Genomic DNA, 24,142 nt, shown 5'->3' on the forward strand with positions numbered 1-24,142 from the left:
TCTTAGATCACCTCCGGAGCGAGAGAAACAATCTTCATGAACTTCTTGTCGCGCAGCTCACGAGCAACGGGGCCGAAAATGCGGGTACCGCGGGGCTCATTGTCGTTCTTGATGATCACTGCAGCGTTCTCATCGAACTTGATGTACGAGCCGTCCGGGCGACGGGTCTCCTTCTTGGCGCGAACGATGACAGCCTTGACGATCTCGCCAGACTTCACGTTGCCATTCGGAGCAGCTTCCTTGACGGTGGCGACAATGACGTCGCCAATTCCTGCGAAGCGTCGGGTGGAACCGCCGAGCACACGGATGCAGAGAATCTCTCGTGCACCAGAGTTGTCGGCGACCTTCAGACGCGATTCTTGTTGAATCACAGTGGGTCTCTCCTGACCTGGATATAACGCGTGTCAGATTTCCGTCCTGTACACGCACGGTCTATGTCTTTCTGCGCACAACCACTACTACCCGCCCTAATGAGCGGGGAACGACCATTCGGCTCGGAACGCACCGAATGTATGCCGTCGCGTGACGGTTGCAACCCAGATATTCAACCACATGCCCACCGTGTGCACCAAATTTTTCTCGCCACACGCAGATGCTTGTCGACGCCCACTCGCAGCCACCCCACCCGCGCCCGCGGGGCTTACACCGCAGGGCGGGTTAAGCGCGGCGAGCCCGCTGATGCTGCGGCTCGGGATCGACCAAGTAGCCGCGCAGACTGCGGGCCAGCTCCTCCTGCCAGGTCGATAGCCCCTCGAGGGCGTTATCGGCGAGCGTGGAGGTGACGGCAATATGGCGCACCATGCCGTAGCTCACCAGCGCCAATACCCGCGGGTCACGGGCAGAGATACACGGCACATCGGAGGCGGCGCCGCGCCCACCGATTCCGAGGCGGACTTCATCGGCGGTTTGGATGCGTTGGATGATCTTCTCCAGCAGGGCGATGATGCGCAGCTGGCCACTGCCAAGGCGCTCAATAGTGAAGGTATAGGCGTGGGAGTAATCCGCTCGCAGCACCGCTTCTAAAAGCTCGCTAGCGGCGGCCTGCTCAGCGGAGGCCACCAGCGCGGCGATGAGATCCTCCACGGTCTCTGGGGCCGGATTGAGTGCGGAGACCACACTCAAGAGCTCCTCGGTGAGCAGCGTGGTGGTCAGATCAGACAGGGCCTTATATCGGGCATAGAGCGTGGGCCGAGAAATGCCAGCCCGGCGCGCCACACCAGACATTGTGGTGCGTTCGAGGCCCTCCTCGAGCACACTCTGGCGCGCAGCATCCAAAATTGCAGCGTCAATATCGCCAGTCCCTGTCGGCATAAAACGTCGCCTTTCTTCTCTACGCACTCACGGGACACGTCACAACGCGTCACCAGAAACTGTAAGGCTAGCCGCACCGCACAGGTCAGATTGTTGAACATGCAGCATTTTTCCTGCGTATAGCCTGCCAGCGTGGAACTCTTGCTCCAGGAAACAACAATAGCGCAGATTAGAGCACCCCATTCCCAATAGGGACCACAAAACTTCTCACTAATATTCAGTATAATGCATATTATAAATCGCGAAGGGGTGTACATTCTGGCCCCGTTTCGTATTACAGGGGCTCGTGTTGTGTAACTCCACCGAGCGGCCCGCACCCCCTCTCAGATGCGCCCCTAGCTCCAAGGTGGCGCCGATAAGCGCGTCCCGCCCGCGCATGCGGGCCAGCTCAGGAGGGGGTTCCATTCTTAACGAAAATACTTACACTAAAGAAACATGAGTACTTCACCGAATACCTTGAATGGCAAGACTGCACTCGTTAGTGGCGGCACCCTCGGCATTGGGGCGGGAATCGCCCGCGCTCTCGCCTCCCAAGGCGCACACGTAATCGTCACCGGCCTGACCGAGGAGGAGTGCGCCGCTTCCGAGTTTGAGGCACATGTCCTCGATGTACGCGACGCCGAGGCCTGCACCCAGCTCCTCGAGAGCTTCGACAGCCTGGACATCCTGGCCAGCAACGCCGGCATCTATCCGCAATCCTCCATTGCGGAGATGAGCGATGAGGACATTGACCTCATCTTCGACGTCAACGTCAAGGGCACCATCCACATGGTGCAGGCCGCTACCCCGCTGCTCGCGGCCTCCGGTGCGGGGCGCGTGGTGATTACCTCCTCGATCACGGGTAACTACACCGGCTATCCGCTGTGGTCCCACTATGGCGCCACCAAGGCCGCCCAGATGGGCTTTGTGCGTAGTGCCGCCATCGAGCTGGCACCGCAGTCCATCACCGTCAACGCCGTGCTTCCCGGCAATATTCTCACCCCGAGCCTGAAGGAGATAGGCGAGAAATACATCGCGGACATGGAAGCCACCGTGCCGCTGGGATTCCTCGGCACCCCCGAAGACATCGGCCACGCCGTCGCCTTCCTCGCCAGCGATGCCGCCCGCTATATCACCGGTCAGGGCATTGTGGTCGATGGCGGCCAGATCCTGCCTGAATCACCCGATTTCTAAAACACCGACACCGCCCCGCTGTCAAATATCCAGCGGGGCGGTGCTGTGTGTTGAGGGCTAAGGAGGCGCGGCGCTGTGGGGGCCGCGGTTTAACGGCTCAAGGTGAGCAGCTGCATGCCCCAGCCGGCCGGCTGTACCGCTTCGACTCGCCACCCCGCGCCTGTGACCACGTCCGTGATCTCCTCTTGAGAGGGAACACAGCCACCGCTAGCGCAGAGCCGCTGCAAATCGTTTTCGCACGCTTCCGCATGGATTCTGTGCGTGACCATGAGCTCTTCCACGATCCAACACGTGGAGATTCCTGCCGCCGCGATGCGTTCCAGCAGCTCTCCGAGCTGCTCGATCGGCCCCAGCGCGCAGGGAGTAATCACCATCGCGCTATCCCCCTGCCATGTCGCAGCACGCGTGATGCCTGCGTGCTCTAGCTCGCCCTGCGCGGCCTGATCGCGCTGGTCTAGCTCGCGCTCATCGTCTACAACGACCGTGACGGCCGCGTCCTTGCGGCTCGCGATCTCGGCGGCGTACACCTCTGCATCGGGGCCGCCAATACTGAGCGTGCGCTGCGGAGAGATGGCGGCCGCCACAGCGGGCGCCGTCCACGGCGCGGTGGAACTATCCAACGGATGACGCTGAGGGGCAGCGGCTGCGGGAGATGCACCACGAGGCTGACCGCCGCGCAGTGCTTCCCCTAGCCCCATAACCTCAGGCTTAAAGTCCGTGGCGAGGAGATAGCTCATGGTCTCGTAGTCCAGCACCTCGGCAAGCTCGGAACTCAGAGCAAAGCGTCCATCCTGCTCAATAACAAGGCCGGTAGTGGACAGATAGCGGAGCAAGCGCTGCGCCGCATGGGTATCAAGTTCGCAGCCGGACTCAGTGATCTGCGCTGGGGTAGCGCCATCTGTGAATTCCCACAGCCGCGCCACCACACCCGAGCGGAGTGCGGCCTGCGCTGCAAAGATGGGGAGAATGTTGCTCATTCCCCTGAGCTTTTCTCGTATAGCCGTGAGCGTGTTGAGCGGAGCGCCGTCCTCAGCCACGGTGGATGTGTGCTCCCGCCAGTAGCCGACAATCTCGGTGTTCTCTCGCCCCACGCCGAGTTCCTTCGCGAGGGCACGAATCTGCTTCAGGGCACCCGCTTCCCCGGCCGCCCACACAAAGCCTTCACCATCAGGCAGGCTATCTCGCAGGCTGAGAGCCCGCTCCGCGAAGGACTCCCCTTCCGCGACCACCGCCCAGTGGATGTCTGCATCGGCATCGCTCGGAAGCGACATAATGTCCGAACGTTCAGCAACCTCAATCACCGCGATCACGCGATGCCCCTGCGGTAGATCTTCGAGGCAGCGAGAGATAGCCGGCAGCGCGGTGTGATCGCCGCAGAGAAAAAGCCAGTCCGTGTGTGTCGGCAGCGCGGCACTTCTCTTCGGACCCACCACATATACTTTGTCGCCAATAGTTGCCTTGGCACTAAATGTCTCAGCGAGACCGTCGTGGTGGCGGGCGAAATCGATATCAACGGTGCCCGCCTCTTTATCGAATCGGCGCACGGTATATGTGCGGAAGAGGTTCTTTACTTCTTCCGTCCAATCGAGGGCGCCATTACCCAGCGGCGGCGGATAGGGACGATCGCCGGTGACAGGGTGAGGAAAGACCAATCGGACGTCATCATCAAAACCCGTACTGATGAACTCCGGATTATCTACGCCATACCCGGCAAAGGCCTGGAGCTGCTCACCAGCGAGAGTGATGCGCCGGAGATTGGGCGTAATATCACGAACCTGCACCACCTCGAGGTCGCGCAGGGTAATGGGAAATATATCTTGCTGTCTATGTGTCCGAGCCATACAATGCCTTTCTCATTTGCCTTTCTCATTTATATATAGATGGCTGTGGATATTTCTGCGAAGAGCCTCGCCAATTATCTGCCGCAGCTAACTGGGCACGAGAAATACTCAACTGCCCCACCATGCTATCGACATTTGTCGACACTGAACAGACCCCTTTTCTACATCTAGGAGCCACTCTCAGACTTCGAACAGGAAACTCCTTAAGAGTTTTAAGCATGTAGAAATAGACGGCCATTAATTTCCCCTGACACGGCACAGGATCGACGGACATTGGGGCGCACTCGACCATGACGTCCTGCTCGAGCAGCGAACGCCGGCTGCACTAGCTGCGAGCGCGAGAGCACCCTGCCACAGGAGGCGTAGCCTACCCCTCTCAGCGCCCCATAACCACTCAGCGGAAACCCTTAGACATTGCACAGTCTAGCCTTAACTTACTATGGTGTCCCTACGCTAATATTTTCGCTTAGTGTGGCTCTACCTAAGGATATTTTATGCGACTGCGACGACTCGCGGGCCTCGGTTCCCTGGGGCTGCTGCTCCTCGCCAGTGTGGTGGCGAGCCTGTTTTTCGGCGCCCGCACGATCCCCTTCACCGCCGTTAGTGATTCCCTCCAGGCATGGCTCGGAGGAGGGGGCGTTCCTTCAGGAGTGGACCCCATTGATGCTCAAGTTATTCGTGAACTACGGGCGCCCCGCACCCTCCTGGGCATAGCCGTAGGCCTCGCTCTCGGCGCCGCCGGCGCCATCATCCAAGGGCTTACCCGCAATCCGCTCGCCGACCCCGGAATTCTTGGTATCTCGCCAGGAGCGTCTCTCGCCGTGGTCCTCAGCTTCGCGGTGCTCGGGCCTCAGTCCATCTTTGCAACTGCTGGGTGGGCTTTTGTGGGTGCCGGGATGGCCACGCTCGCTATTTTCACGGTGGCGGCGCTCGGCGGTGGGCGCATCAATCCCCTCACACTCATCTTGGGTGGCGCCGCGCTGTCCGCAGTGCTTAACTCCATAACCGGCTCTATGGTGCTATTCAGCGACGCTCAACTTAATGTGCTGCGGCTCTGGACAGTAGGCTCCATCGCTGGGCGGAACATGGAATTTGTGACCACCTCGGCACCCATTCTGGTTCTTCTCGCCTTTGCCGCCAGCGCTATCGGACCCACCCTCAACCTGCTGAACTTGGGCGATGACGCCGCCCGAGCACTCGGAGCTAATCCGGAGCGCTCCCGCGCTATCGGCATGGTACTCATCGCCCTGCTTGCCGGCGTGGCCACATCGGTTGCCGGACCTATAGGTTTCGCGGCCCTCATCGTTCCGCACATCGCACGGACCATCACCGGTCCCGACTACCGCTGGATCATCCCCTACTCCGCGCTCTGTGGTGCCGTTTTGCTCCTCAGCGCGGATGTAGTCGGGCGAGTAATCGCCCGGCCAGGAGAACTGGAAGTCGGTATCGTTCTCGCTTTTGTCGGCGCGCCCTTCTTCATCGTCATCATGGCCAGAAAGAAGGTGTCACGACTATGACAAGCATCCGTATCTGGCCGATGCGCGTTCGGTGGCGGCCGTGGGTGTTCCTCATGTCGCTCGCGCTCACTGTGGCCACCATCCTGCTCGTGGCCATCTCCATCGGAGAGGGTGATTATCCCCTGTCGCCGTGGCGCGTCCTTCAGCTTCTCAGCGGTGCCCCCGGCCGGGAGATTGAGCAGGCCGTGGTGTTTGGCTGGCGCCTACCCCGAGCTCTCACAGGAGTAGCGGCGGGAGCCGCCCTTGGTATCGCTGGCGCAATCTTCCAGAACGTCACACGCAATCCCCTAGCTAGTCCCGACATCTTGGGCATCACTGCGGGCGCATCCGCCGCAGCTGTCACCGTCATCACCTTGGGATCCAGTAGTTCGAATGCCTTGGTTGTGTGGCTCGCTGAGGCAGGTATTCCACTGGCCGCCTTGTGTGGCGCTGTCATCACCGCCCTCGCAATGTGGATGTTGGCATGGAAGCGCGGCATCGATACCTACCGCTTGGTGCTCTATGGCATTGTGATCTCCGCCCTGCTCCACGCCTATATTCGTCTCCTCTTGGTGCGGGCGCATATCCGCGATGCCGCCACCGCACAACTATGGCTGTCGGGGTCCATCGCTAACGCCAGCTGGCAACGCAGCCTCCCTCTCTTCGTACTCGTCATCGTTATTGTCCCTGTACTGGCATGGGCGACATTCACCTTGTCGGCCTTAGCGTTGGGCGATACCACCGCCGTGGCTCTCGGCCTACGTCTGGGCCCCGCTCACGCCGGCCTTCTCGGTCTTGCGGTAGCACTGACCGCTGTGGCGGTATCTGCTGCCGGCCCGATTGGTTTTATCGCCTTCGTCGCGCCACAAGTGGCCTTAAGACTGAGTAGACGCCCCACCCCGCCGCTCTACGCCTCAGCGGCTACCGGCTCCGTATTGCTTCTTCTCGCAGACATCATCACCCGCTTGTTGCCGCGAGAACTGCCGGTGGGACTGGTGACCTCCACGATTGGCGGCATCTTCCTCATCTATATCCTCATCCACCAAAGCCGAAAGGTTGGCCTATGACTCGCCTTATCGCGCGCGCCCTTCATGCATCCTATGGACGCACCGACGTACTCAAGGGCGTCGATCTCAGCATCGGCTCCGGCATAACCACCATCATCGGCCCTAATGGCTGCGGCAAATCGACACTGTTGAAAGCACTCTCGCGCCTCATCCCCTCCACCGGCGCGATCGAACTCGACGGCAAAGACCTGCGGACGCTGCCGCGCAAAACCCTCGCCCGCACCATTGCTGTTTTACCGCAGTCTCCTATCGCCCCGGAAGGCGTGGTCGTCTCCGATTTGGTGGCGCGCGGGCGCCATCCACACCAGTCATGGATACGCCAATGGTCCGATGACGATGCCGACCATGTGGAGAAAGCTCTCACGCTCACGCACTGCGTAGAGCTGGCTGATCGTCGCTTGGATTCGCTATCGGGTGGGCAACGGCAGCGCGTATGGATTTCCATGGTGCTCGCCCAAGAAACATCCATGATTTTCCTCGACGAACCAACCACCTACCTCGATCTCACCCATTCGATCGACGTTCTCAACTTGGTAGCTCGCCTGCGCGATGCGGGCACAACAATCGTGATGGTGCTGCATGATCTTAACCTCGCGGCTCGATACTCAGACCATCTCATCGTCGTGAACGACGGAGAGATACGGGCTGCCGGCCCACCCGGGGAGATCGTGACCCCCGCGATGGTGAAAGATGTCTTCAATCTCGATGCGCTCGTGATCGACGATCCCGCCACCGGCAGTCCCCTCGTTGTTCCCGACGCACCGCGCTGGTGAACAGACCCCTCCCCTCAACCCAGTCCTTAGGAAGGACCACATTATGAAGAAGACCCTTATGGGAGGCCTCGCGGCTCTCCTCGCTATCAGCACCCTCAGCGCATGCGCTGGGGAAACCATTGATGCCCCCTCGAGCTTCTCGGAAAGCTCCGACGCTGTCGCCGATGCCTCCGCGTTCCCCGTCACCATCGGGCACAAGTTTGGAGAAAGCACCGTCAATGAGGCCCCACAGCGGGTGGTGTCGGTGGGCTATACCGACCAAGATGCTCTCCTCGCACTCGGTATCACCCCTGTTCTGATTCGCGAATGGGAGGGCATGGCTCCGAAAGGTGAAATCACCGGCGAGTGGGCCTCTGACCGCGCCGAAGGCGAGACTGAGATGCTCACCGCCGACGACATCAATGTGGAAAAGGTGGCAGAGGCAAAACCTGACCTGATCGTCGCCACCTACTCAGGCATTGACCAAGAGATGTACGACAAGCTCTCGGTCATCGCTCCAGTGATCGCGCAGAAGGGGGAGTACCCCGACTACCAGCAACCGTGGCAGGTCTCCACCCAAGAGATCGGACAAGCTGTCGGAAAGGGCGCCGAAGCCGAAGAAATGGTGCACAAACTCGAGAAGCGTTTCAGCGATGCTGCACGTCCGGAATGGAAGGGCAAGAAGGTGATAGTGGCAACCTGGGACGGCAAAGATCTCAGTGTCTTCTCCTCTCAGGATCCTCGCAGCCGATTCTTTGAAGAGCTCGGGTTCGTCATTCCTTCCTCTGTCGATGATGCAGCCGGAGATTCCTTCTACGCCTCCATCTCTCCAGAAAACGTAGACATCCTCAACGATGCCGATGTCATCATCTGGGACCAGCTCTCCTACGCCCCGAATGGCAAGGAAACCGTCACCGAAGATTCCCTCTTCGACAATATTGACGCGGTGAAAAATGGCCACAGCGTTTACCTCGAAGACCAGGTTGAAAAAGCCTTCGGCTGGCAGACTGTGCTGAGCCTGAGCTATGCCCTCGACAACATTCAGGAGCCCCTAGCCGAGGCCACCCCCAAGTAGTTTTCCGCAATACTCACCACCGCCCTGCAGGCACAGCTGCTGCGAGGCGGTTTCTATAGCTATGGCGGCGCGGCGGGTAGCATATGAGAGCCGCTAGTCCCGCGCAATCATCACAAAAAGCAACTCGGCTCGGATCACGGCATCGGAGAGGTCAACGTTGCATGCCTCGCTGATATGCGCGAGCCGGCTGCGCACGGTGTGACGATGCGCCCCCAGCGCCGCCGCGGTATCTCCGATATGCCCGCCGAGTCGTAGGTACAGCTCGAGGGTGCGGGCATATTCCGTGCCGTCGCGCTCATCGGCGGCGGCGAGCACATCGAAGGTTTCCGCGCCGCGGGCCTGCAAGGCGCTGAGCACTTCGGGCCGATGCAGCCAGGAGGCTTTCACATTGAAGGGGCCCACATGCGCGCCGGTGGCTGTCGCCCGGGCGCGGCGCATCAACTCGGCCACATGCTCGCGGCTGAGCTCATTCCACCGGATAGCCGCCCCCATGGCGATCGCTACCTCGCGCGCCTCTGGACCGAAGTGCTCCACAATGTCGTGGTCATCGCGGGAGCCGCGAAATAGGAAAAGCTGCATGTCGGTGTCCAGCGGCAGGCTAAAGAGCGCTCGGGAATGGGCCTGTAGCCGTGAGTCGAGCGTGGTACGCGCCGCCATCAGGGCTGCGGGATCATCCGCACGCACCACCACGGCGCGAACGCGCCCCTGGGAATCCACGGCATGGCGCATGGCATGAGCCACCGAGGAGCCCTCTTGGTCGATGCCGAGCAGCAGCGCCAGCGCCAGCGAGTTCATCTCTGAGCGGGCGGCCCGCAGGAAGGTGGGACGCTGCAACAAGATATCCGCCAGACCGCCACAGTGCTGGAGCACACTGCGCTCTCGGGTGTGGAAGCTGCTGCGCCGCACCACCATCATCAGGTTCACGCGCTCTCCCTGTTCAGAAAGCCGCTGGGTAAGGTGCACCAGTTCTCCTGTCCGCCCGGCCCGCGAGTGGCGGTGGCCGGCCGCAATATTGGCCACCAAAAGCTCCCCCGCGTCGATACCACCGAAGGGCACATTTACCAGCACTCGGGCGTCATTATCCGCAATCGCGATGGCCGCGTGCAGCGAGGCCGAGGCGCTGCCGAGAAGACGCCGCACATCGCCGCTGACGGCGTCCTTATTCAGCTGCTGCTGCACGCGCTGCTGCCAGCGCTCCCCCTGGGCGGCCCGGCGCGCCTGCTCCTTGTGCACCGCATGAATCACCGAGATAAAAGGGATGTGCGGGGGAACTTCAAAGACGGAAATGCGGTGCCGCTCCGCCGCGGCGAGAAGTGGCTGCGGCACCCTCTCAAAGGCATAGCCAGTGCCAAAGCCGATGGCCACCGCCCCGGCGTGGACGAGGGTATCCACATAGTCGCCCAGTGCTTCAGGAGTGTCCGTAAAGGACATACCGAGGGTGAGAATGATGGAGTTGGCGATGATAAAATCGGCGGGGTTTTTCAGCTCATTGGTTTGAATGTCTAAAAACTGGGTGCTCCACTCGTTGTGTGGGGTGAGTTCGAGGCTCTGCCGTTGCAGCAGCCAGTCAGTAGTCAACGGAGAGATCGCGGTGCCGGACAGCGCCGGTTCTGCCGCACGCACAGGATTCGCCATGGCGTCCAATCTATATAAATTTTTTGGACTAGATGGCGATATTCCTCGGGCGGGCTCGGGGTGCATACTCAAGGCTACCGGCGTTGGCGCGATATAGGTCACAGTTAATAGTGGGTTCGCGCCCACGCATCACGCTTTCAGAGTCCCCAACCACGCTCAAAGGAGTTGCCCATGCACGATTTCACCTATCGCCTTCCCCAGGAATGCGCCGTGCATACCAGCCTGCCGGGACCGCGCTCCGCTGCCTTGAGTGAGCGTCGCGAAGCTGCGGTGGCCCGCGCCCTGTCCCCGGGACTGCCCGGCTTCGTCGTAGACGCCGATGGCGGTGTGCTTGTCGACGCCGACGGCAATTCTTTTATCGACTTTGCCTCTGGCATCGCCGTCACCTCGGTGGGCGCCTCCAATAAGAAGGTGGCGGAGGCGGTGGCCGAGTCGGCCACCCACTTCACCCACACCAGCTTCATGGTCTCACCCTACGAGTCCTATGTGGCCGTGTGCGAGAAGCTAGCCGAGCTCACTCCGGGCGATCATCACAAGAAGTCGGTGCTGCTCAACTCCGGCGCCGAGGCTGTGGAAAACGCGGTGAAGATCGCCCGCGCCCACACCCGCAAGAACGCCGTGGTTGTCTTCGATCACGGCTACCATGGCCGCACCAACCTCACCATGGCGATGACCGCCAAGAACAAGCCCTATAAAACGGGATTCGGCCCCTTCGCCGCCGAGGTGTACCGCGCCCCGATGTCCTATCCGCTGCGCGATGGTCTCGATGGGGCTAGTGCCGCCGCCCGCGCCACCACCATGATGGAGCAGGAGATCGGCGTCGAGAATCTCGCCTGCGTGGTGATCGAACCGATCCAGGGCGAGGGAGGCTTCATCGAACCGGCTCGCGGCTTCTTGCCCGCCCTGCAGGCGTGGTGCCGGGATAACAATGTGGTCTTCGTGGCCGATGAGATCCAAGCCGGCTTCTGCCGCACGGGCCAGTGGTTCGCCTGCGAGGAAGAGCAGGTGGTGCCGGATCTCGTGGCCATGGCCAAGGGGATTGCCGGCGGTCTGCCGCTCTCGGCAGTCACCGGTCGCGCCGAGATGATGGACGCGCCCGTGGTGGGCGGGCTTGGCGGCACCTATGGCGGTAACCCCATCGCCTGCGACGCCGCGCTGGCCGCCATCGGCGAAATGGAGGAGCACGATCTAGCGGGGCGCGCCCGCGAGATGGAACGCATCATCCGCGAGGTCTTGGAGTCCCTCACCGACCTCGACACTGTCGCTGAGGTCCGCGGCCGCGGCGCAATGATCGCCATCGAGCTGGCCACTAGTGACGGAGAGCCCCTTGGCGCCCTCACCAGTGAGGTGGTAGCTGCCTGCAAGGAACAGGGCATTCTCATTCTCTCGTGCGGCATCGATGGCAATGTCATTCGCCTGCTGCCCTCCCTCGTTATCAGTGAGGCGCTGCTCCGCGAAGGCCTAGACATTCTCGCCGCCGAAATTCGCGCCCGTTCCTAGCCCCGTTATTGCCCTCCCCCACCAGCCCGACTCGCGGCTGGGCTGGTGGAACAAGAGGCTGGGCGCGTATCAGCGCCCCACATACACCGCACCAGAGGCCCCACACGGGCGCCTAGTGCGGTTTCTCTTAGGCCCATATACCTTTTCGATCTTCTTAAGGAGTGATCTATGAGCACACAGACTCGCACCAGCGCGGACAGAGAACACCGCATCACCCCGCTGCAAGGAGTGGCGCTGATTTTCGGCACCAATATCGGTGCCGGCATCCTCTCCCTGCCTTATGCCGGCAAAAATGGTGGGTTCTTAGCGCTCGTGATCGCGCTACTCATCGCCGGCACTCTCACCACGATCTCCATGCTCTATGTGGCCGAGGTGTCGCTGCGTACCCAAGAGCCGCTGCAGCTCTCCGGCCTCGCCGAGAAATACCTCGGCAATCTCGGCCGCTGGCTAGTTTTTAGCGCCATCCTTATCAACGGCATCGGCGCGCTCATCGCCTACGCCGCCGGCTCGGGCCGGCTCCTGCACAATCTCCTCGACATCTCCCCCACTTTCGGCACGCTGCTATTTTTCCTCCTGGGATCGGTGGTGATGTGGAAGGGACTGCACGCCACCGGCATCGCCGAGGGCGCGATCACCACCGGCATGGCCGCCATCATCGCCATCCTCTGCGGCTGGACCTTCTTTGGCCCGGGCATTGACCTGGAGAATCTGTGGATTCTGCGCCCCTACTACATTGTGCCGATCATGAACTTGGCGGTGTTTACCTTCCTCGCCCAGTATGTGGTGCCCGAGCTGGCGCGCGGGCTCGCCGAGGATAACCCCTCCTCCATTCCGCACGCCATTGTTGCCGGCATGTGCATCACCGGTTTCACCCTCACGCTCGTGCCCTTCGCCGCGCTCGGGCTGCTCGGCGGCGATGTCACCGAGGTCGTCACCCTCGCGTGGGGCGAGAAGCTTGGCGACGTCGCCTACCTGCTGGCCAATGTCTTTGCCCTGCTGGCCATGCTGACTTCTTTTTTGGCCATCGGCTTCACCACAATGCGCAATGTGTTAAACATCGCCCACTGGCCGGAATATGGCTGGCAGCGCGTCGCCGCCGTCGGCATCACCGTGCTCCCGCCGCTGCTCATCTCTCTGGCGGGCTTCGGCGGCTTCGTCAGTGCGCTCAGCTATGCCGGCGGCTTTGCCGGGGCAATCATGTCTATCGTGCCGGTGCTCTTACTCAATACCGCCCGCACCCACGGCGACAAGCCCGCCGCATGGCAAACCACCTGGCAGGCGCATCCGCTGATCCAAGGCACCATCGTTGTGGTCTACATGGCCGCCTTCCTCTTCAGCATCGCGCTGCTGCTGCACCTCGTTCCGGAGGCCTGGCAATAGGCCACATCACCGCTACGCCCTCCCCACCCCACGCGATAGGGGGCTGGGGAGGGCGGCGTCGATAAGCGTGCGAGCCCCTTTAGTAGGGATCGAGGACGAGGGCATCATCGACGGTAACCATCTCGTCACTCTGCAGGCCCCGCTTCAGCCCCTCGCTGCGAAAGAAGGCGGGATTGCACCACCACGTCAGCGTCATAACCAGCACGCCCAGCACCAAAATGGTTATTCCGAGCACGAACACCAAGCTCATGCCGAAGATCTCGGAACCCGAGCCATAGGCGGGATCCATGGCGTCGTGGGAGGTCTGGAAGAAGAAAATGAGCAGAAGCGCCCCGCCGATAAAGGGCGCCCAAAACTATGTGAGTGCCGTGGACCAGTGCTAAGTAGGCGGCGTAGATAAGCACAAAAAACCGGCCACCACCTCATGGGCGGGGCCGGTTTTTCTTATGCCGCTACAGACTTAGCGGGCCTTCTCGACGATCTCGACGAGACGGTAGTGCTTGTCCTTGGACAGCGGGCGGCACTCTTCGATGCGGACGCGGTCGCCGATGCCGGCGGTCTCGTTCTCATCGTGTGCCTTCACCTTGGAGTTGGTGCGGATGGTCTTGCCGTAGAGGGCGTGCTGCTTGCGGTCCTCGAGCTCCACCACGATGGTCTTCTGCATCTTGTCAGAAACCACGTAGCCGAGACGGACCTTCTGAGCGCCCTTTTCCTTCTTGTTCACGTTTGCCTCACTCATTGTTAAGCCTCAGCTCCCGGAACCACGGACAGGCCCAGCTCACGCTCGCGGATAACCGTGTAAATGCGGGCGATGTCGCGCTTGACCGTGCGCAGGCGGCGGTTGTTGGTCAGCTGACCGGTAGCCAACTGGAAGCGCAGGTTGAACAGCTCTTCCTTGGCCTCGTTCAGCTTGGTGGTCAGTTCTTCTGCGGAAAGCTCACGCAATTCGTGTGCAGGGGTACCGGTAGCCATTAGAACTGGTCCTCCTTCCTAACGATGCGGAACTTCATGGGCAGTTTTTGACCAGCGCGACGCAGTGCCTCCAGGGCAACTGCCTCGTTCGGGTAGCTCATCTCGAAGAGGATGCGACCCGGCTTGACGTTGGCGACCCACTTCTCCACGGGGCCCTTACCGGAACCCATACGCACGCCGAGCGGCTTCTGGGTCAGGGGGCGATCCGGGAAGATGTTGATCCACACCTTGCCACCACGCTTGACGTGGCGGTTGATGGCAATACGTGCGGCCTCAATCTGACGGTTGGTGACGTAGGCCGGCTCGAGAGCCTGGATTCCGTAGTCACCGAAGGTTACGCGAGTGCCGCCCTTGGCCATACCGCGACGGTGCGGGCGGTGCTGGCGACGGTACTTCACGCGCTTGGGAATAAGCATGAGGTTTAGCCCTCCTTCTTCTCTGCGCGCTGACGGCGCTGGCCACCGCGGCGCGGACGCTCGCGACGGTCGCCGCGGCCACGACGGGCCTGCGGTGCGTTGAGCTCGGACTCGCGCTTGCCACCGACGACGTCACCCTTGTAGATCCACACCTTCACGCCGATGCGGCCGAAGGTGGTGTGGGCCTCGTAGGTGCCGTAGTCGATCTCGGCGCGCAGGGTGTGCAGCGGAACGCGACCCTCGTGGTAGCGCTCGGTGCGGGACATCTCGGCACCGCCGAGACGACCGGCGCACTGCACCTTGATGCCCTTGACGTGCGGCTGGCGCATCGCGGACTGGATGGCCTTGCGCATAGCACGACGGAAAGCAACGCGGTTAGCGAGCTGCTCGGCGATGGACTGAGCCACCAGCTGAGCGTTAGCGTCGATGTTCTTGACCTCGAGGATGTTGAGGGCGACCTGCTTGCCGGTCAGCTTCTCCAGCTGGCCGCGGATGCGGTCGGCCTCGGAACCACGACGGCCGATCACGATGCCCGGGCGGGCGGTGTGAATATCGACGCGGACGCGATCGCGGGTGCGCTCGATGACAACATCGGCGATACCAGCGCGGTCAAGACCCTTGGAGAGGAACTCGCGGATCTTGATGTCCTCAGCGAGGTAGTCTGCATAGTTCTTGTCGGCGTACCAGTGGGACTTCCAGTCAGAAGTGATACCCAGCCGGAGGCCGTGGGGATGGATTTTCTGGCCCATGCTTAGGCACCTTCCTTCTGGCTCTCGACAACCACGGTGATGTGGCTGGTGCGCTTGCGAACTTGGAAAGCACGACCCTGGGCGCGAGGACGGATCCGGCGCATGGTCGGGCCTTCGTCTGCCCATGCCTGGGAGATAACCAGGGTCTTCGGGTCCAGACCAAAGTTGTTTTCTGCGTTAGCCGCAGCGGAAGCAACGACCTTCGCGACCGGATCGGAAGCGCCCTGGGGGGCGTACTTCAGGATCGCGAGTGCTTCGGACACGGACTTGCCGCGGACCAGGTCCACGACACGACGTGCCTTCATCGGGGAGACCCGGACGAAGCGCGCGGTAGCGCGGGCGGTAGTGATTTGGTCACTCATCGCTTACCTACGTCCCTTCTTGTCATCCTTGACGTGACCCTTGAAGGTCTTGGTCGGTGCGAACTCGCCTAGCTTGTGGCCCACCATGGAATCATCCACGAACACCGGCACGTGCTTGCGACCGTCATGGACGGCGAAGGTGTGACCGATGAAATCGGGAAGAATGGTGGAACGACGAGACCAGGTCTTGATTACCTTCTTGGTACCGTTTTCGTTCTGAACATCCACCTTGTTGAGGAGGTGCTCATCGACGAACGGGCCCTTCTTGAGGCTACGTGGCATCTAAATTCCCTCCTCTTAACGCTTCTTGTTGGAACGACGACGGCGAACGATCATGTCGTTGCTGTAACGGTTCGGCTTGCGGGTACGAACTTCCTTCTTACCCCAAGGCGACACAGGGTGGCGACCACCAGAGGTGCGGCCTTCACCACCACCGTGCGGGTGGTCAACCGGGTTCATCACGACACCGCGAACGGTAGGACGTACGCCCTTCCAGCGCATACGGCCAGCCTTGCCCCAGCGGATGTTGATCTGATCCTGGTTTCCGACCTCGCCGATGGTGGCGCGGCAGCGCACATCCACGCGGCGGATCTCGGAGGAGGGCATACGCAGCACGGCGTACTTTCCTTCCTTACCGAGCAGCTGGATCGAGGCACCAGCGGAACGAGCCAGCTTGGCACCAGCGCCCGGCTTCAGTTCCACGCAGTGAATGGTGGTACCGGTCGGGATGTTGCGCAGCGGCAGGTTGTTGCCGGGCTTGATATCAGCATTGGGGCCGGATTCAACGATCGCGTGCTGCTTCAGGTTCTTCGGCGCCACGATGTAGCGCTTCTCGCCATCGGCGTAGTGAAGCAGAGCGATGTTGGCGGTACGGTTCGGGTCGTACTCGATGTGAGCGACCTTGGCCGGAATACCGTCCTTGTCGTTACGGCGGAAATCAATCACGCGGTAACGACGCTTGTGTCCGCCGCCCTTGTGGCGAACGGTGATGTGACCGTGTACGTTACGGCCACCGGTCTTGCTCAGCGGGCGCAGCAGAGACTTCTCCGGGGTGGAACGAGTGATTTCCTCGAACTGGGAGACAGAGCTCTGACGGCGACCCGGCGTAGTCGGCTTGTACTTACGAATAGCCATACTTTCTCAGTCCTTAATGTCTCGACTCGCGGGTTACGCGGCCGAACCGCCGAAGATGTCGATTGCGTCGCTGCCTTCGCGCAGAGTCACGTAGGCGCGCTTGGTTGCCTTGCGCTGGCCGTAGCCGCCGGTGCGGGTGCGCTTGCGCTTACCCTCACGGTTGGCGGTGTTGACGCGAGCCACCTTGACACCGAAGATCTCCTCGATGGCGTGACCGATAGCGCGCTTGTTGGCGCGGGGGTCCACCAGGAAGGTGTAGGTGTTCTGCTCCATCAACTCATACGACTTCTCGGAGACAACCGGAGCGATGATGATGTCGCGGGGATTGGCGATCTTAGCCATTACTTCTCCTCCTTCTCGACGCGCTGTGCGCGGGTCACGAAGGCGTTCAGTGCCTCAACCGAGAACACGACGTCGTCGGAGTACAACACATCGTAGGTGTTGAGCTGATCGGCGACGAGGGTACGAACGTGCGGCAGGTTGTTGACGGACTTGCGCGCGGTGATGTCCTCGCGAGTCACGACAACCAGAATCTGACGACGGTCGGTGAGACGCTCGAGGAAGCCCTTGGCCTTCTTGGTGGAAGGCACCTGGCCCGGCACGAGCTCGGAGACCACGTGGATGCGGTCGTGACGAGCGCGGTCCGAGAGAGCGCCACGCAGAGCGGCGGCGATCATCTTCTTCGGGGTGCGCTGAGCGTAGTTACGCGGCTTGGGGCCGTGGACAATGCCGCCACCGGTCCAGTGCGGAGCACGGATGGAACCCTGGCGAGCACGGCCGGTGCCCTTCTGGCGCCACGGCTTCTTACCACCGCCGCGGACTTCGCCGCGGGTCTTGGTGGAGTGAGTGCCCTGACGCTTGGCGGAGAGCTGTGCATTCACAACCTGGTGCATCAGCGCAATGCTGGCGTCCTGGTCGAAAATGGATGCGGGCAGCTCAACCTGGCCGTCGGTGCCACCGTCAGCGGTGTGGACGTCAAGCTTGAGATTGGTCATGCGTGTGCACCGCCCTTCACTGCGGTCTTAACGGTTACGATTCCACCGCGTACACCAGGGATAGCACCCTTGATGAGCAACAGGTTGGAATCGGCGTCGATCTTCTGAACCTTCAGGTTCTGGGTGGTGACGCGGTTGTTACCCATGCGTCCAGCCATACGCTTGCCCTTGAAAACGCGACCCGGGGTAGCGCAGGCACCGATGCCACCGACGCGGCGGTGAGCGGCCTGGTTACCGTGGGCTGCGCCCTGGCCAGCAAAGCCGTGACGCTTCATACCGCCGGCGAAGCCGTGGCCCTTGGAGGTGCCGGTGACATCCACGAAGTCAATGCCTTCGAAGATCTCCACGGTCACGTCCTGGCCGACCTCATATCCGCTCACATCGTCGAGACGAATCTCGGTGAGGTGGCGGCGAGGGGTAACGCCAGCTTTCTTGAAGTGACCAGCGCCAGGCTTGTTCACCTTGCGAGGGTCGATGTCGCCATAGGCGATCTGGATGGCGTTGTAGCCATCGGTTTCAACGGTTCGGATCTGGGTAACCACGCAGGGCCCAGCCTCGACGACGGTCACCGGTACCACGCGGTTTTCCTCGTCGAAGACCTGGGTCATGCCGAGCTTGGTACCCAGAATGCCCTTGATCTCTTGTTCACTCATTATCTATTCTCCGTGCCAAAAAGTTTCGTCGATCACTGAATGTTCACGTCGACGCTGGCCGGCAGATCGATGCGCATGAGGGCATCAACCGTCTTCGGCGTCGGGTCGAGGATATCGATCAGGCGCTTATGCGTGCGCATCTCGAAGTGCTCGCGAGAGTCCTTGTACTTGTGGGGAGAACGAATAACGGCGTACACGTTCTTTTCAGTGGGCAGTGGCACAGGGCCGACAACACGGGCGCCTGTGCGGGTGACCGTCTCCACGATCTTGCGTGCAGACGCATCGATCGCCTCATGGTCATAGGCCTTGAGCCGAATGCGGATTTTTTGTCCCGCCACGCTAATCCTCTTCCTCGCTTGTCCCACATCGAATTCGAGTGGTGGGAATCGCTTTCATGTTCTCTATAACGTTGTCCGGCCGGTCAGTTGGGGCTGGTCGCAACGCCAGTGTTACTTGTCGGTTTCTCACAAAGTAGGAAAGAAAGTTGGGTGCATGATGTAAACATCACGCCCAGTGCTTTGTATCCCTACGTGCTAGTTCCGCTTCCCCCTAGTTCACACTGGATGAGAGCGAGACGATGACCGTAGTTATCCAAGCTGGAAGGGATTGTTCATCCGGTTTCCATACTGCCGCTGTTTACTTACCATGCCCCTTCTTCGCGATCCGGTCTCCACGCAACCTTGTGCGCGGACTCCATCTCTACGGCCGCATCCAAAGATGCGACAGAAGGTGGTTCATGCTTGCCCTACCAGCGCCGGCCAACCCCTATCCACCCTGCTAGAGGGCAGTTTTGAGGCGCCGCCGTGTTAAGGCAACTCAAGTATTAAAACACAGAGCTCCCGATAAGCGCAAGTAGTTGCCGATTCTCCGCTCCGCGGCACGCTTATCGACGCCGCCCTCCCCGCACCGTTAGTCCCTGCCCTAGAAGCTATGGACACTGGGCGATGTAACGCTTCACACCCCGCGCGCGTTTCAGCTTATGTGCCGTGCGCATCGCGGCGTGCGACCGTCTGCCTCTTTTCGCGCCGTGTCTGCAGAGACCCCGAGGGGACGCCACCCCACGCCCCCTCGGGACGTGGTCGCCCGACACGGCGCCCCACGCCTGCGAGCCCCAGCTCACAGGCGTGTGTATAGATTAGAGTGAGAGATCCCCCTCTCCCCATCACGTCACGAACAGAATGAGATCAATGAAGCCTTCCTCCCTTTTCGCCACCGTTGCCGCCGGTATCATGGCCGCAGCCGTCGTTTTCGCCCCCACCGCCAGCGCCACCACCCACTCCGGTGATTCTATTTTGATGGACACCGCCGATGGCAGCACCTATGGCTGCACCCTCACCGATATCCGCCTCGACAACAACGGCCGCGCCTGGGGCGTCACTGCTGGCCACTGCTTCGAGGAAGCCGATGTTATCTCCGTGCGCTCTGCCGGCGATGACCAGGTGCTCGCCACCGGCACCGAATTGGCTGAACTCAAGACCTTCTACGGCCACAATAACGAGCTTCTTCCCCCGCAGGTACAAGACGTTGCGGTATTCCCACTCGCCGCTGACGTGGACTATGACACCACCACCATCCACTCCTATTCGCACCACCGCCCCATCCTGAGCGAGCTGGTCAAGGGCAATCCCTTCTACGATGCATGGAACTCCCCGTGGGAGCTCGGCGAGCCGCAGGCCATCACACCTGATCTCGTCGGCCGCACCGCCTGCCAGGAAGGTGGCTCCTTGGGCCGCACCTGTGGCGTGATCGTCTACTCCGATCCCGAGTCCTCCACCGTGGTGGCCATTGTGCCCACCATCCAGGGCGACTCCGGCGGCCCGCTGCACGTGGCCGGCGCGGACGGAAAGCGCCACGTCATTGGCGCCCTGTCCGGCGGCACCATCCTGCTCGTCAATTCCTTCTCGGACCCGAGCCATTTCCCGCTCTTCGGCTAAATAGCGCCGCGCGACTGCGCACCTCACCCCCGATCGTCCCTGCGATGGTCGGGGGTTTCGTTGTGTTTATCCCCTGTCGTTCGGATGTGGGTAAACCGCACAGAATTCCACTTAAGAACACTGAAAAATAGCGATATGAGGTGTAAAAGGCGTTCTTTTCTCACCTATTTTTCTTCGTTACTGAACTGATACCTAGCGAAGGGTGCCAAACCAGCAGGTTAGGTCTAAAATGGCGAGGGCGGCCTTAATTATTAAGTCCGCACGCATGCCGAACACCTTCGGCCCTGCATACTGGGCCGTCTCACCTAAGGATTGATTCTCTGGTGAGAAAGGATCCGGCATAGAATTTTCGATACTTTATACAAAGGAGATTTTCTCATGGCTGAGAACGAGAAGAAGAAGACCGGCACCGACATCGACGTCAAGAACGATTCCGTTTTGGACACCCAGCGCGGCCGCACCAGCATCGACGACGTCGTGGTTGCCAAGATCGCTGGCATCGCTGCCCGCGAGGTCTCCGGTGTGCACGACCTAGGCGGCGGCGCTGCTCGTATGGTCGGCGCTCTGCGCGACTCCTTCAACGCTGGCACCGACGTGCGCCAGGGTGTGGACGTTGAGGTTGGCGAGACCGAGGCTGCTGCCGACGTCGCCATCATCGCCGAGTACGGCGTAGCCATCCACGAGCTGGCTGAGGCTATCCGCCAGAACGTTATCGACGCTATCGAGTCCATGACCGGCCTGAAGGTCACCGAGGTCAACGTTGTGGTTCACGACGTCAACCTCCCCAAGGACGAGAACGAGGACGAGGAAGAGTCCGCCGCTCCTCGCGTCAACTAAGCGCGACTGCGAACAGCCTCATCAGCGTTCATAACCATATGTCTCATACACCGCATCGTCTTGACCAGACACACGCGGCAGAACTGAGCGATGCTCTCCTCGGAGTGGACGGGGTTGACTCCCTCCACTCCGGGCGATACGGGCAGATTGCGCTTCTTTATCCCGGTGTTCGTTACCCGGGTTTGGCTCAGCGCACGTCCGATTATGGCGACCAGCGACTGGAGATCCATCTCGTGGTCACCCAGGATGCCCTCTCTGATCTACAGGGCGTGGCACAACGGTGCCGCGAGGTTGCATCCCCTTATGTTTCTGGCGCTATCGATGTCACCATCGCCGACGTCGCCGCGTAGCGGGTTCACCCCTTCCTAGGGCGTGGACCCCACATCATTTCTAGACTTCAAGGACACATTCCATGAGTAAATTTGAACTCGGAATCGTCATTGGCCTCGCGCTTGCCTTCGCTGGCATTTTCGGCGGCTTCGGCGGTTTCTTCCTTGCGCTCGCGCTGGGCGCCCTCGGCGGCGTCCTCGGGTCCCACTTCGGTGGCGAGATCGACCTGCGACGCGCATTCGACTCCGTGAACAATCGCGGAAGGGGATAGCACGTGACGGCCCCCAGTACTACTGATGGCCGCGGCCGCACCAGCATCGACGAACGCGTCACTCGCACGATCATCCTCGAAGCGCTGAACGCTGTCCCCGGCACAGTGAAGCTCGAGCGGCTCGGCCGCCGCAGCTTCCCGCGTATCGACGCCCTCGTGGACAACGAGTACCGCACCGTCTCTGTGGAGGCCTTCATCGCCTGCTCCTTCCCTGCCCCAGTGACCTCTGTGGCAGAGATGGCCCGCCGCGCTATCGCCGGCGCGGTGAAGACCTATCTCGACTACGAGTGTGAATCAGTCTCCGTGGTTGTTGGCACCGTGGTCCGTGGCGAACAGCGACTCTCTCTCGAAGAGCTACGCCACTACGATCCCATCCCCACCCCCGTGGAGCTGGTGAATCGCCGCCCCGAAAAGCTGACCGCCATCACCACCGCTGACTATTACCCCGGCGTGAAAGGCCGCGAGGTGAGCGTCGATAAGCAAAGTGCTGCGCTGGCTGAGATCGAGGTAGCTGAGCGTTCCCCGCTTCAGCCCATCGAGGTCAATCGCAGCGCCGAGCCGCGTCCGGTACGCACACCGCAGCGCCAAGAGCCGATCGTGGTGAAAGCTCCCAAGAGCGTCACCGCGGTGCCGGTACAGGCGCCGAAACGCGCCACCCCGCACTCGCCGCGTGTCCGCCCGCGCCCCGATATCACTCCGGTGCGAGTGAACACGGTGCCCGTGCGTCCGGCGCAGCGCCCGCAGCCGACCGAGCCCTTCCACCCCAGCGCCCCGGAGCGCCCAGCACTCACCCCAGTGCAGGCCCGCCGCGTGCCCGTGGTGAAGGTGCGTGCGCCGAAGCCGATCGAGCCTTTCCGCCCGAGCGCGCCGAAGCGTCCGCGTCTTATCGAGCCGCGTCGTAACCCGCAAAAGCCCACCATCCGTCCTGTGGTTAATCCCAGTGCGGTCTACCAGCCCAATCCCCAGAAGAGGAGGTCCGCACGATGAAAGCACAACCCGCAGCCCGCGGAGTAGCGATCTTCATCGGCCTGCTCCTCGTCGCCGCCGGCGCTATCGCCGGCCGGGAACTTTGGGTCCTGCTCTCCGATACCAACCAGAGCAGCTGGATCGAACCCGTGCTGATTTATCTGCGCGATGTCGATCAGTGGGCCACGTGGATGTTTGCAGTCGCCGGGGCGTGCGCCGCACTTGCCCTGATCCTGCTGTTTATCGCATTCAAACCGCGCTCCACCACGCACCTCGAATACAGCTACGGTGATACAACCCTGCATATTCGTCGCATGGACTTCGCCCGCCTGCTCACCGCCACCGCCCTCAGCATTCCTGGGGTGCGCGCCGCGGAGAGCACCGTGCGGAAGAAGAAGGCGAGCGTGCAGGTACAGACTGACTTCGCCGACGAAGCCATGCTGGACAAGTTGCGCGCGGAAGAGGAGAAGCACGTTCATGCACTCTCCTCCTCCATGAAACTAAAGATCACCACTCACAACGACGGAAAGGAAAGCTAGATGACTACCCGCCTTTCTTTTATTGACCGTCTCGTGGTGTTCCTCGTAGCTCTGCTCCTCGGCGTCTTTGCTGCCCCGTTTATCGGTACGCTTTTCGACGCCCAGTGGGCCGAAGACATCTTCGCATGGCTTGACATCCCCAATTGGCCCGACGCCGTGGAGGGCAGCGGCTGGATCATCGGTCTAGCCGTAACCATCGCCGTGGCCGTCCTCATCGGATTGCCGCTGATCATCGCCAACCTGCGCACCCATCGTTTCTCCAGAGGCACCGCTTCCCGGGATTCGGTGGAGGCTGCCGGCACAGGACTCGGCGGTACCGAGGATCTGCACGGACGCATTAGTGTCGAGGTCGCTGACCTCGCCGATGCCGCCGCAGAGTCCATCGAGACCATCGACGGCGTGGAGCGCGTCCGCACCAAGGTATACGTCGATCGCTCCGAGCCCACCATGCAGTTCACGATCCTGGTGAAGCCAGCCTCGCTCCACAGCGGCCTGCTCCCGGAGCTCGACTCCATCCGCCACAGCCTCGACGAGGCCCTGCCGGAAACCAAGATCGCGATCCGCTACATCCTGGAGATGCTGCCGAATCAGCGCCGCATCTCCACCAATAGCACCGTCTAGGAGTCCTCGGGCTTCCTCAACACGGAACTTAAACCACCAGCGCCCCTCTCGCTACTGCGAGCAGGGGCGCTGCTGCGTCTCTGCCCCGCATGCCGGTCTTTGCCTCGCACGCTGCAACCACGGTCCACGCGTG

Annotated in this window: 30 protein-coding genes; 14 read left to right on the forward strand and 16 right to left on the reverse strand. The window is 61.3% G+C overall.

The features are described 5' to 3' along the window. Positions 1-2 precede the first annotated feature (2 nt). Entirely contained in the window at positions 3-371 is a 369-nt protein-coding gene (gene rplN, locus GBB14_RS06090) for a 50S ribosomal protein L14 (protein WP_151528946.1), read from the reverse strand. Between the two features lie 286 nt (positions 372-657). Next, a complete protein-coding gene (locus GBB14_RS06095) occupies positions 658-1,311 on the reverse strand; it encodes a helix-turn-helix domain-containing protein (RefSeq protein WP_151528947.1) in 654 nt (217 codons plus the stop codon). A gap of 435 nt (positions 1,312-1,746) precedes the next feature. Here GBB14_RS06095 and fabG point away from each other — a divergent pair, with 435 nt between their 5' ends. Beyond that, the gene (gene fabG, locus GBB14_RS06100) at positions 1,747-2,484 is read left to right on the forward strand and encodes a 3-oxoacyl-ACP reductase FabG (RefSeq protein WP_151528948.1); all 738 of its coding nucleotides are present in this window, start codon (positions 1,747-1,749) and stop codon (positions 2,482-2,484) included. Between the two features lie 89 nt (positions 2,485-2,573). Here fabG and GBB14_RS06105 read toward each other — a convergent pair whose 3' ends face one another. Further along, positions 2,574-4,325 carry a siderophore-interacting protein gene (locus tag GBB14_RS06105; RefSeq protein WP_151528949.1) on the reverse strand — a complete coding sequence of 584 codons (1,752 nt, stop codon included), beginning with the start codon at positions 4,323-4,325 and terminating at the stop codon, positions 2,574-2,576. 494 nt (positions 4,326-4,819) lie between these two features. Here GBB14_RS06105 and GBB14_RS06110 point away from each other — a divergent pair, with 494 nt between their 5' ends. Genes GBB14_RS06110 through GBB14_RS06125 form a run of 4 tightly spaced genes read left to right on the forward strand, consistent with a single transcriptional unit; the run spans position 4,820 to position 8,715 of the window. Beyond that, complete coding sequence (locus GBB14_RS06110; protein WP_151528950.1) at positions 4,820-5,842, forward strand: iron ABC transporter permease; 1,023 nt, start codon at positions 4,820-4,822, stop codon at positions 5,840-5,842. Continuing rightward, positions 5,839-6,888, forward strand: coding sequence for an iron chelate uptake ABC transporter family permease subunit (locus tag GBB14_RS06115; protein ID WP_151528951.1), 1,050 nt, complete (start codon positions 5,839-5,841; stop codon positions 6,886-6,888). The genes GBB14_RS06110 and GBB14_RS06115 overlap by 4 nt, the downstream gene beginning before the upstream one ends. Next, positions 6,885-7,661 (forward strand): ABC transporter ATP-binding protein, encoded by a 777-nt coding sequence (locus GBB14_RS06120; RefSeq protein WP_151528952.1) that lies wholly within the window; start codon positions 6,885-6,887, stop codon positions 7,659-7,661. The genes GBB14_RS06115 and GBB14_RS06120 overlap by 4 nt, the downstream gene beginning before the upstream one ends. Before the next feature lie 43 nt (positions 7,662-7,704). Further along, positions 7,705-8,715 (forward strand): iron-siderophore ABC transporter substrate-binding protein, encoded by a 1,011-nt coding sequence (locus tag GBB14_RS06125; protein WP_151528953.1) that lies wholly within the window; start codon positions 7,705-7,707, stop codon positions 8,713-8,715. A 93-nt stretch (positions 8,716-8,808) separates the two neighbouring features. On the opposite strand, the gene GBB14_RS06130 is transcribed toward GBB14_RS06125, so the two are convergent. Beyond that, positions 8,809-10,350: a PucR family transcriptional regulator gene (locus GBB14_RS06130; RefSeq protein WP_192796138.1), complete on the reverse strand. Its 1,542-nt coding sequence runs from the start codon at positions 10,348-10,350 to the stop codon at positions 8,809-8,811. Between the two features lie 171 nt (positions 10,351-10,521). On the opposite strand from GBB14_RS06130, the gene gabT reads away from it, so the two are divergent. Both gabT and GBB14_RS06140 read left to right on the forward strand, forming a co-directional pair. Continuing rightward, positions 10,522-11,850, forward strand: a complete 1,329-nt coding sequence (gene gabT / locus GBB14_RS06135) for a 4-aminobutyrate--2-oxoglutarate transaminase (RefSeq protein ID WP_151528955.1) — start codon at positions 10,522-10,524, stop codon at positions 11,848-11,850. A gap of 168 nt (positions 11,851-12,018) precedes the next feature. Then, a complete protein-coding gene (locus GBB14_RS06140) occupies positions 12,019-13,230 on the forward strand; it encodes an amino acid permease (RefSeq protein WP_151528956.1) in 1,212 nt (403 codons plus the stop codon). A 79-nt stretch (positions 13,231-13,309) separates the two neighbouring features. Here GBB14_RS06140 and GBB14_RS06145 read toward each other — a convergent pair whose 3' ends face one another. The 12 genes from GBB14_RS06145 to rpsJ all read right to left on the reverse strand — a co-directional run bounded on the left by GBB14_RS06145 (position 13,310) and on the right by rpsJ (position 18,849). Next, positions 13,310-13,519 (reverse strand): hypothetical protein, encoded by a 210-nt coding sequence (locus GBB14_RS06145; RefSeq protein WP_151528957.1) that lies wholly within the window; start codon positions 13,517-13,519, stop codon positions 13,310-13,312. A 171-nt stretch (positions 13,520-13,690) separates the two neighbouring features. Next, positions 13,691-13,969 carry a 30S ribosomal protein S17 gene (rpsQ, locus tag GBB14_RS06150; RefSeq protein ID WP_151528958.1) on the reverse strand — a complete coding sequence of 93 codons (279 nt, stop codon included), beginning with the start codon at positions 13,967-13,969 and terminating at the stop codon, positions 13,691-13,693. Positions 13,970-13,971: 2 nt separating this feature from the next. Then, entirely contained in the window at positions 13,972-14,202 is a 231-nt protein-coding gene (gene rpmC, locus GBB14_RS06155) for a 50S ribosomal protein L29 (RefSeq protein ID WP_018018666.1), read from the reverse strand. Beyond that, positions 14,202-14,618 (reverse strand): 50S ribosomal protein L16, encoded by a 417-nt coding sequence (gene rplP, locus GBB14_RS06160; RefSeq protein WP_018018665.1) that lies wholly within the window; start codon positions 14,616-14,618, stop codon positions 14,202-14,204. The genes rpmC and rplP overlap by 1 nt, the downstream gene beginning before the upstream one ends. Before the next feature lie 5 nt (positions 14,619-14,623). Next, positions 14,624-15,367 (reverse strand): 30S ribosomal protein S3, encoded by a 744-nt coding sequence (rpsC, locus tag GBB14_RS06165; RefSeq protein WP_018018664.1) that lies wholly within the window; start codon positions 15,365-15,367, stop codon positions 14,624-14,626. Between the two features lie 2 nt (positions 15,368-15,369). Next, positions 15,370-15,729 carry a 50S ribosomal protein L22 gene (gene rplV / locus GBB14_RS06170; RefSeq protein ID WP_151528959.1) on the reverse strand — a complete coding sequence of 120 codons (360 nt, stop codon included), beginning with the start codon at positions 15,727-15,729 and terminating at the stop codon, positions 15,370-15,372. A 3-nt stretch (positions 15,730-15,732) separates the two neighbouring features. Continuing rightward, on the reverse strand, positions 15,733-16,011 hold the full coding sequence (gene rpsS, locus GBB14_RS06175; protein WP_018018662.1) for a 30S ribosomal protein S19: 279 nt from the start codon (positions 16,009-16,011) through the stop codon (positions 15,733-15,735). Between the two features lie 15 nt (positions 16,012-16,026). Continuing rightward, positions 16,027-16,863: a 50S ribosomal protein L2 gene (rplB, locus tag GBB14_RS06180; protein WP_018018661.1), complete on the reverse strand. Its 837-nt coding sequence runs from the start codon at positions 16,861-16,863 to the stop codon at positions 16,027-16,029. A 33-nt stretch (positions 16,864-16,896) separates the two neighbouring features. Then, the gene (gene rplW / locus GBB14_RS06185) at positions 16,897-17,205 is read right to left on the reverse strand and encodes a 50S ribosomal protein L23 (protein WP_151528960.1); all 309 of its coding nucleotides are present in this window, start codon (positions 17,203-17,205) and stop codon (positions 16,897-16,899) included. Beyond that, complete coding sequence (rplD, locus tag GBB14_RS06190) at positions 17,205-17,858, reverse strand: 50S ribosomal protein L4 (RefSeq protein WP_151528961.1); 654 nt, start codon at positions 17,856-17,858, stop codon at positions 17,205-17,207. Before rplD ends, rplW begins: the two co-directional genes overlap by 1 nt. Beyond that, positions 17,855-18,511 carry a 50S ribosomal protein L3 gene (gene rplC / locus GBB14_RS06195; protein ID WP_151528962.1) on the reverse strand — a complete coding sequence of 219 codons (657 nt, stop codon included), beginning with the start codon at positions 18,509-18,511 and terminating at the stop codon, positions 17,855-17,857. Before rplC ends, rplD begins: the two co-directional genes overlap by 4 nt. A 32-nt stretch (positions 18,512-18,543) precedes the next feature. After that, positions 18,544-18,849 carry a 30S ribosomal protein S10 gene (gene rpsJ / locus GBB14_RS06200; protein ID WP_003854291.1) on the reverse strand — a complete coding sequence of 102 codons (306 nt, stop codon included), beginning with the start codon at positions 18,847-18,849 and terminating at the stop codon, positions 18,544-18,546. Positions 18,850-19,698: 849 nt separating this feature from the next. Here rpsJ and GBB14_RS06205 point away from each other — a divergent pair. The 7 genes from GBB14_RS06205 to GBB14_RS06235 all read left to right on the forward strand — a co-directional run bounded on the left by GBB14_RS06205 (position 19,699) and on the right by GBB14_RS06235 (position 24,009). Further along, positions 19,699-20,445 carry a trypsin-like serine protease gene (locus GBB14_RS06205; RefSeq protein ID WP_151528963.1) on the forward strand — a complete coding sequence of 249 codons (747 nt, stop codon included), beginning with the start codon at positions 19,699-19,701 and terminating at the stop codon, positions 20,443-20,445. Between the two features lie 378 nt (positions 20,446-20,823). After that, on the forward strand, positions 20,824-21,282 hold the full coding sequence (locus GBB14_RS06210) for an Asp23/Gls24 family envelope stress response protein (RefSeq protein WP_151528964.1): 459 nt from the start codon (positions 20,824-20,826) through the stop codon (positions 21,280-21,282). Between the two features lie 38 nt (positions 21,283-21,320). After that, complete coding sequence (locus tag GBB14_RS06215) at positions 21,321-21,632, forward strand: hypothetical protein (protein WP_151528965.1); 312 nt, start codon at positions 21,321-21,323, stop codon at positions 21,630-21,632. Between the two features lie 62 nt (positions 21,633-21,694). Continuing rightward, a complete protein-coding gene (locus GBB14_RS06220) occupies positions 21,695-21,883 on the forward strand; it encodes a hypothetical protein (RefSeq protein ID WP_151528966.1) in 189 nt (62 codons plus the stop codon). A gap of 3 nt (positions 21,884-21,886) precedes the next feature. Continuing rightward, on the forward strand, positions 21,887-22,870 hold the full coding sequence (locus GBB14_RS06225; protein ID WP_151528967.1) for a hypothetical protein: 984 nt from the start codon (positions 21,887-21,889) through the stop codon (positions 22,868-22,870). Continuing rightward, a complete protein-coding gene (locus tag GBB14_RS06230) occupies positions 22,867-23,388 on the forward strand; it encodes a DUF6286 domain-containing protein (protein WP_151528968.1) in 522 nt (173 codons plus the stop codon). The genes GBB14_RS06225 and GBB14_RS06230 overlap by 4 nt, the downstream gene beginning before the upstream one ends. Further along, complete coding sequence (locus GBB14_RS06235) at positions 23,389-24,009, forward strand: hypothetical protein (RefSeq protein WP_151528969.1); 621 nt, start codon at positions 23,389-23,391, stop codon at positions 24,007-24,009. The last annotated feature ends 133 nt before the right edge of the window (positions 24,010-24,142 follow it).

It is taken from the genome of Corynebacterium sp. 51B (genome assembly GCF_008930785.1).
GTDB lineage: Bacteria > Actinomycetota > Actinomycetes > Mycobacteriales > Mycobacteriaceae > Corynebacterium > Corynebacterium megadyptis.

What these genes read in the sequence shown, in the direction of transcription:
- GBB14_RS06095 (WP_151528947.1), bottom strand. Translation starts at nt 1,311, where the DNA reads ATGCCGACAGGGACTGGCGATATTGACGCTGCAATTTTGGATGCTGCG.
- fabG (WP_151528948.1), top strand. Translation starts at nt 1,747, where the DNA reads ATGAGTACTTCACCGAATACCTTGAATGGCAAGACTGCACTCGTTAGT.
- GBB14_RS06105 (WP_151528949.1), bottom strand. Translation starts at nt 4,325, where the DNA reads ATGGCTCGGACACATAGACAGCAAGATATATTTCCCATTACCCTGCGC.
- GBB14_RS06110 (WP_151528950.1), top strand. Translation starts at nt 4,820, where the DNA reads ATGCGACTGCGACGACTCGCGGGCCTCGGTTCCCTGGGGCTGCTGCTC.
- GBB14_RS06115 (WP_151528951.1), top strand. Translation starts at nt 5,839, where the DNA reads ATGACAAGCATCCGTATCTGGCCGATGCGCGTTCGGTGGCGGCCGTGG.
- GBB14_RS06120 (WP_151528952.1), top strand. Translation starts at nt 6,885, where the DNA reads ATGACTCGCCTTATCGCGCGCGCCCTTCATGCATCCTATGGACGCACC.
- GBB14_RS06125 (WP_151528953.1), top strand. Translation starts at nt 7,705, where the DNA reads ATGAAGAAGACCCTTATGGGAGGCCTCGCGGCTCTCCTCGCTATCAGC.
- GBB14_RS06130 (WP_192796138.1), bottom strand. Translation starts at nt 10,350, where the DNA reads ATGGCGAATCCTGTGCGTGCGGCAGAACCGGCGCTGTCCGGCACCGCG.
- gabT (WP_151528955.1), top strand. Translation starts at nt 10,522, where the DNA reads ATGCACGATTTCACCTATCGCCTTCCCCAGGAATGCGCCGTGCATACC.
- GBB14_RS06140 (WP_151528956.1), top strand. Translation starts at nt 12,019, where the DNA reads ATGAGCACACAGACTCGCACCAGCGCGGACAGAGAACACCGCATCACC.
- GBB14_RS06145 (WP_151528957.1), bottom strand. Translation starts at nt 13,519, where the DNA reads ATGGATCCCGCCTATGGCTCGGGTTCCGAGATCTTCGGCATGAGCTTG.
- rpsQ (WP_151528958.1), bottom strand. Translation starts at nt 13,969, where the DNA reads ATGAGTGAGGCAAACGTGAACAAGAAGGAAAAGGGCGCTCAGAAGGTC.
- rpmC (WP_018018666.1), bottom strand. Translation starts at nt 14,202, where the DNA reads ATGGCTACCGGTACCCCTGCACACGAATTGCGTGAGCTTTCCGCAGAA.
- rplP (WP_018018665.1), bottom strand. Translation starts at nt 14,618, where the DNA reads ATGCTTATTCCCAAGCGCGTGAAGTACCGTCGCCAGCACCGCCCGCAC.
- rpsC (WP_018018664.1), bottom strand. Translation starts at nt 15,367, where the DNA reads ATGGGCCAGAAAATCCATCCCCACGGCCTCCGGCTGGGTATCACTTCT.
- rplV (WP_151528959.1), bottom strand. Translation starts at nt 15,729, where the DNA reads ATGAGTGACCAAATCACTACCGCCCGCGCTACCGCGCGCTTCGTCCGG.
- rpsS (WP_018018662.1), bottom strand. Translation starts at nt 16,011, where the DNA reads ATGCCACGTAGCCTCAAGAAGGGCCCGTTCGTCGATGAGCACCTCCTC.
- rplB (WP_018018661.1), bottom strand. Translation starts at nt 16,863, where the DNA reads ATGGCTATTCGTAAGTACAAGCCGACTACGCCGGGTCGCCGTCAGAGC.
- rplW (WP_151528960.1), bottom strand. Translation starts at nt 17,205, where the DNA reads ATGGCTAAGATCGCCAATCCCCGCGACATCATCATCGCTCCGGTTGTC.
- rplD (WP_151528961.1), bottom strand. Translation starts at nt 17,858, where the DNA reads ATGACCAATCTCAAGCTTGACGTCCACACCGCTGACGGTGGCACCGAC.
- rplC (WP_151528962.1), bottom strand. Translation starts at nt 18,511, where the DNA reads ATGAGTGAACAAGAGATCAAGGGCATTCTGGGTACCAAGCTCGGCATG.
- GBB14_RS06205 (WP_151528963.1), top strand. Translation starts at nt 19,699, where the DNA reads ATGAAGCCTTCCTCCCTTTTCGCCACCGTTGCCGCCGGTATCATGGCC.
- GBB14_RS06210 (WP_151528964.1), top strand. Translation starts at nt 20,824, where the DNA reads ATGGCTGAGAACGAGAAGAAGAAGACCGGCACCGACATCGACGTCAAG.
- GBB14_RS06215 (WP_151528965.1), top strand. Translation starts at nt 21,321, where the DNA reads ATGTCTCATACACCGCATCGTCTTGACCAGACACACGCGGCAGAACTG.
- GBB14_RS06220 (WP_151528966.1), top strand. Translation starts at nt 21,695, where the DNA reads ATGAGTAAATTTGAACTCGGAATCGTCATTGGCCTCGCGCTTGCCTTC.
- GBB14_RS06230 (WP_151528968.1), top strand. Translation starts at nt 22,867, where the DNA reads ATGAAAGCACAACCCGCAGCCCGCGGAGTAGCGATCTTCATCGGCCTG.
- GBB14_RS06235 (WP_151528969.1), top strand. Translation starts at nt 23,389, where the DNA reads ATGACTACCCGCCTTTCTTTTATTGACCGTCTCGTGGTGTTCCTCGTA.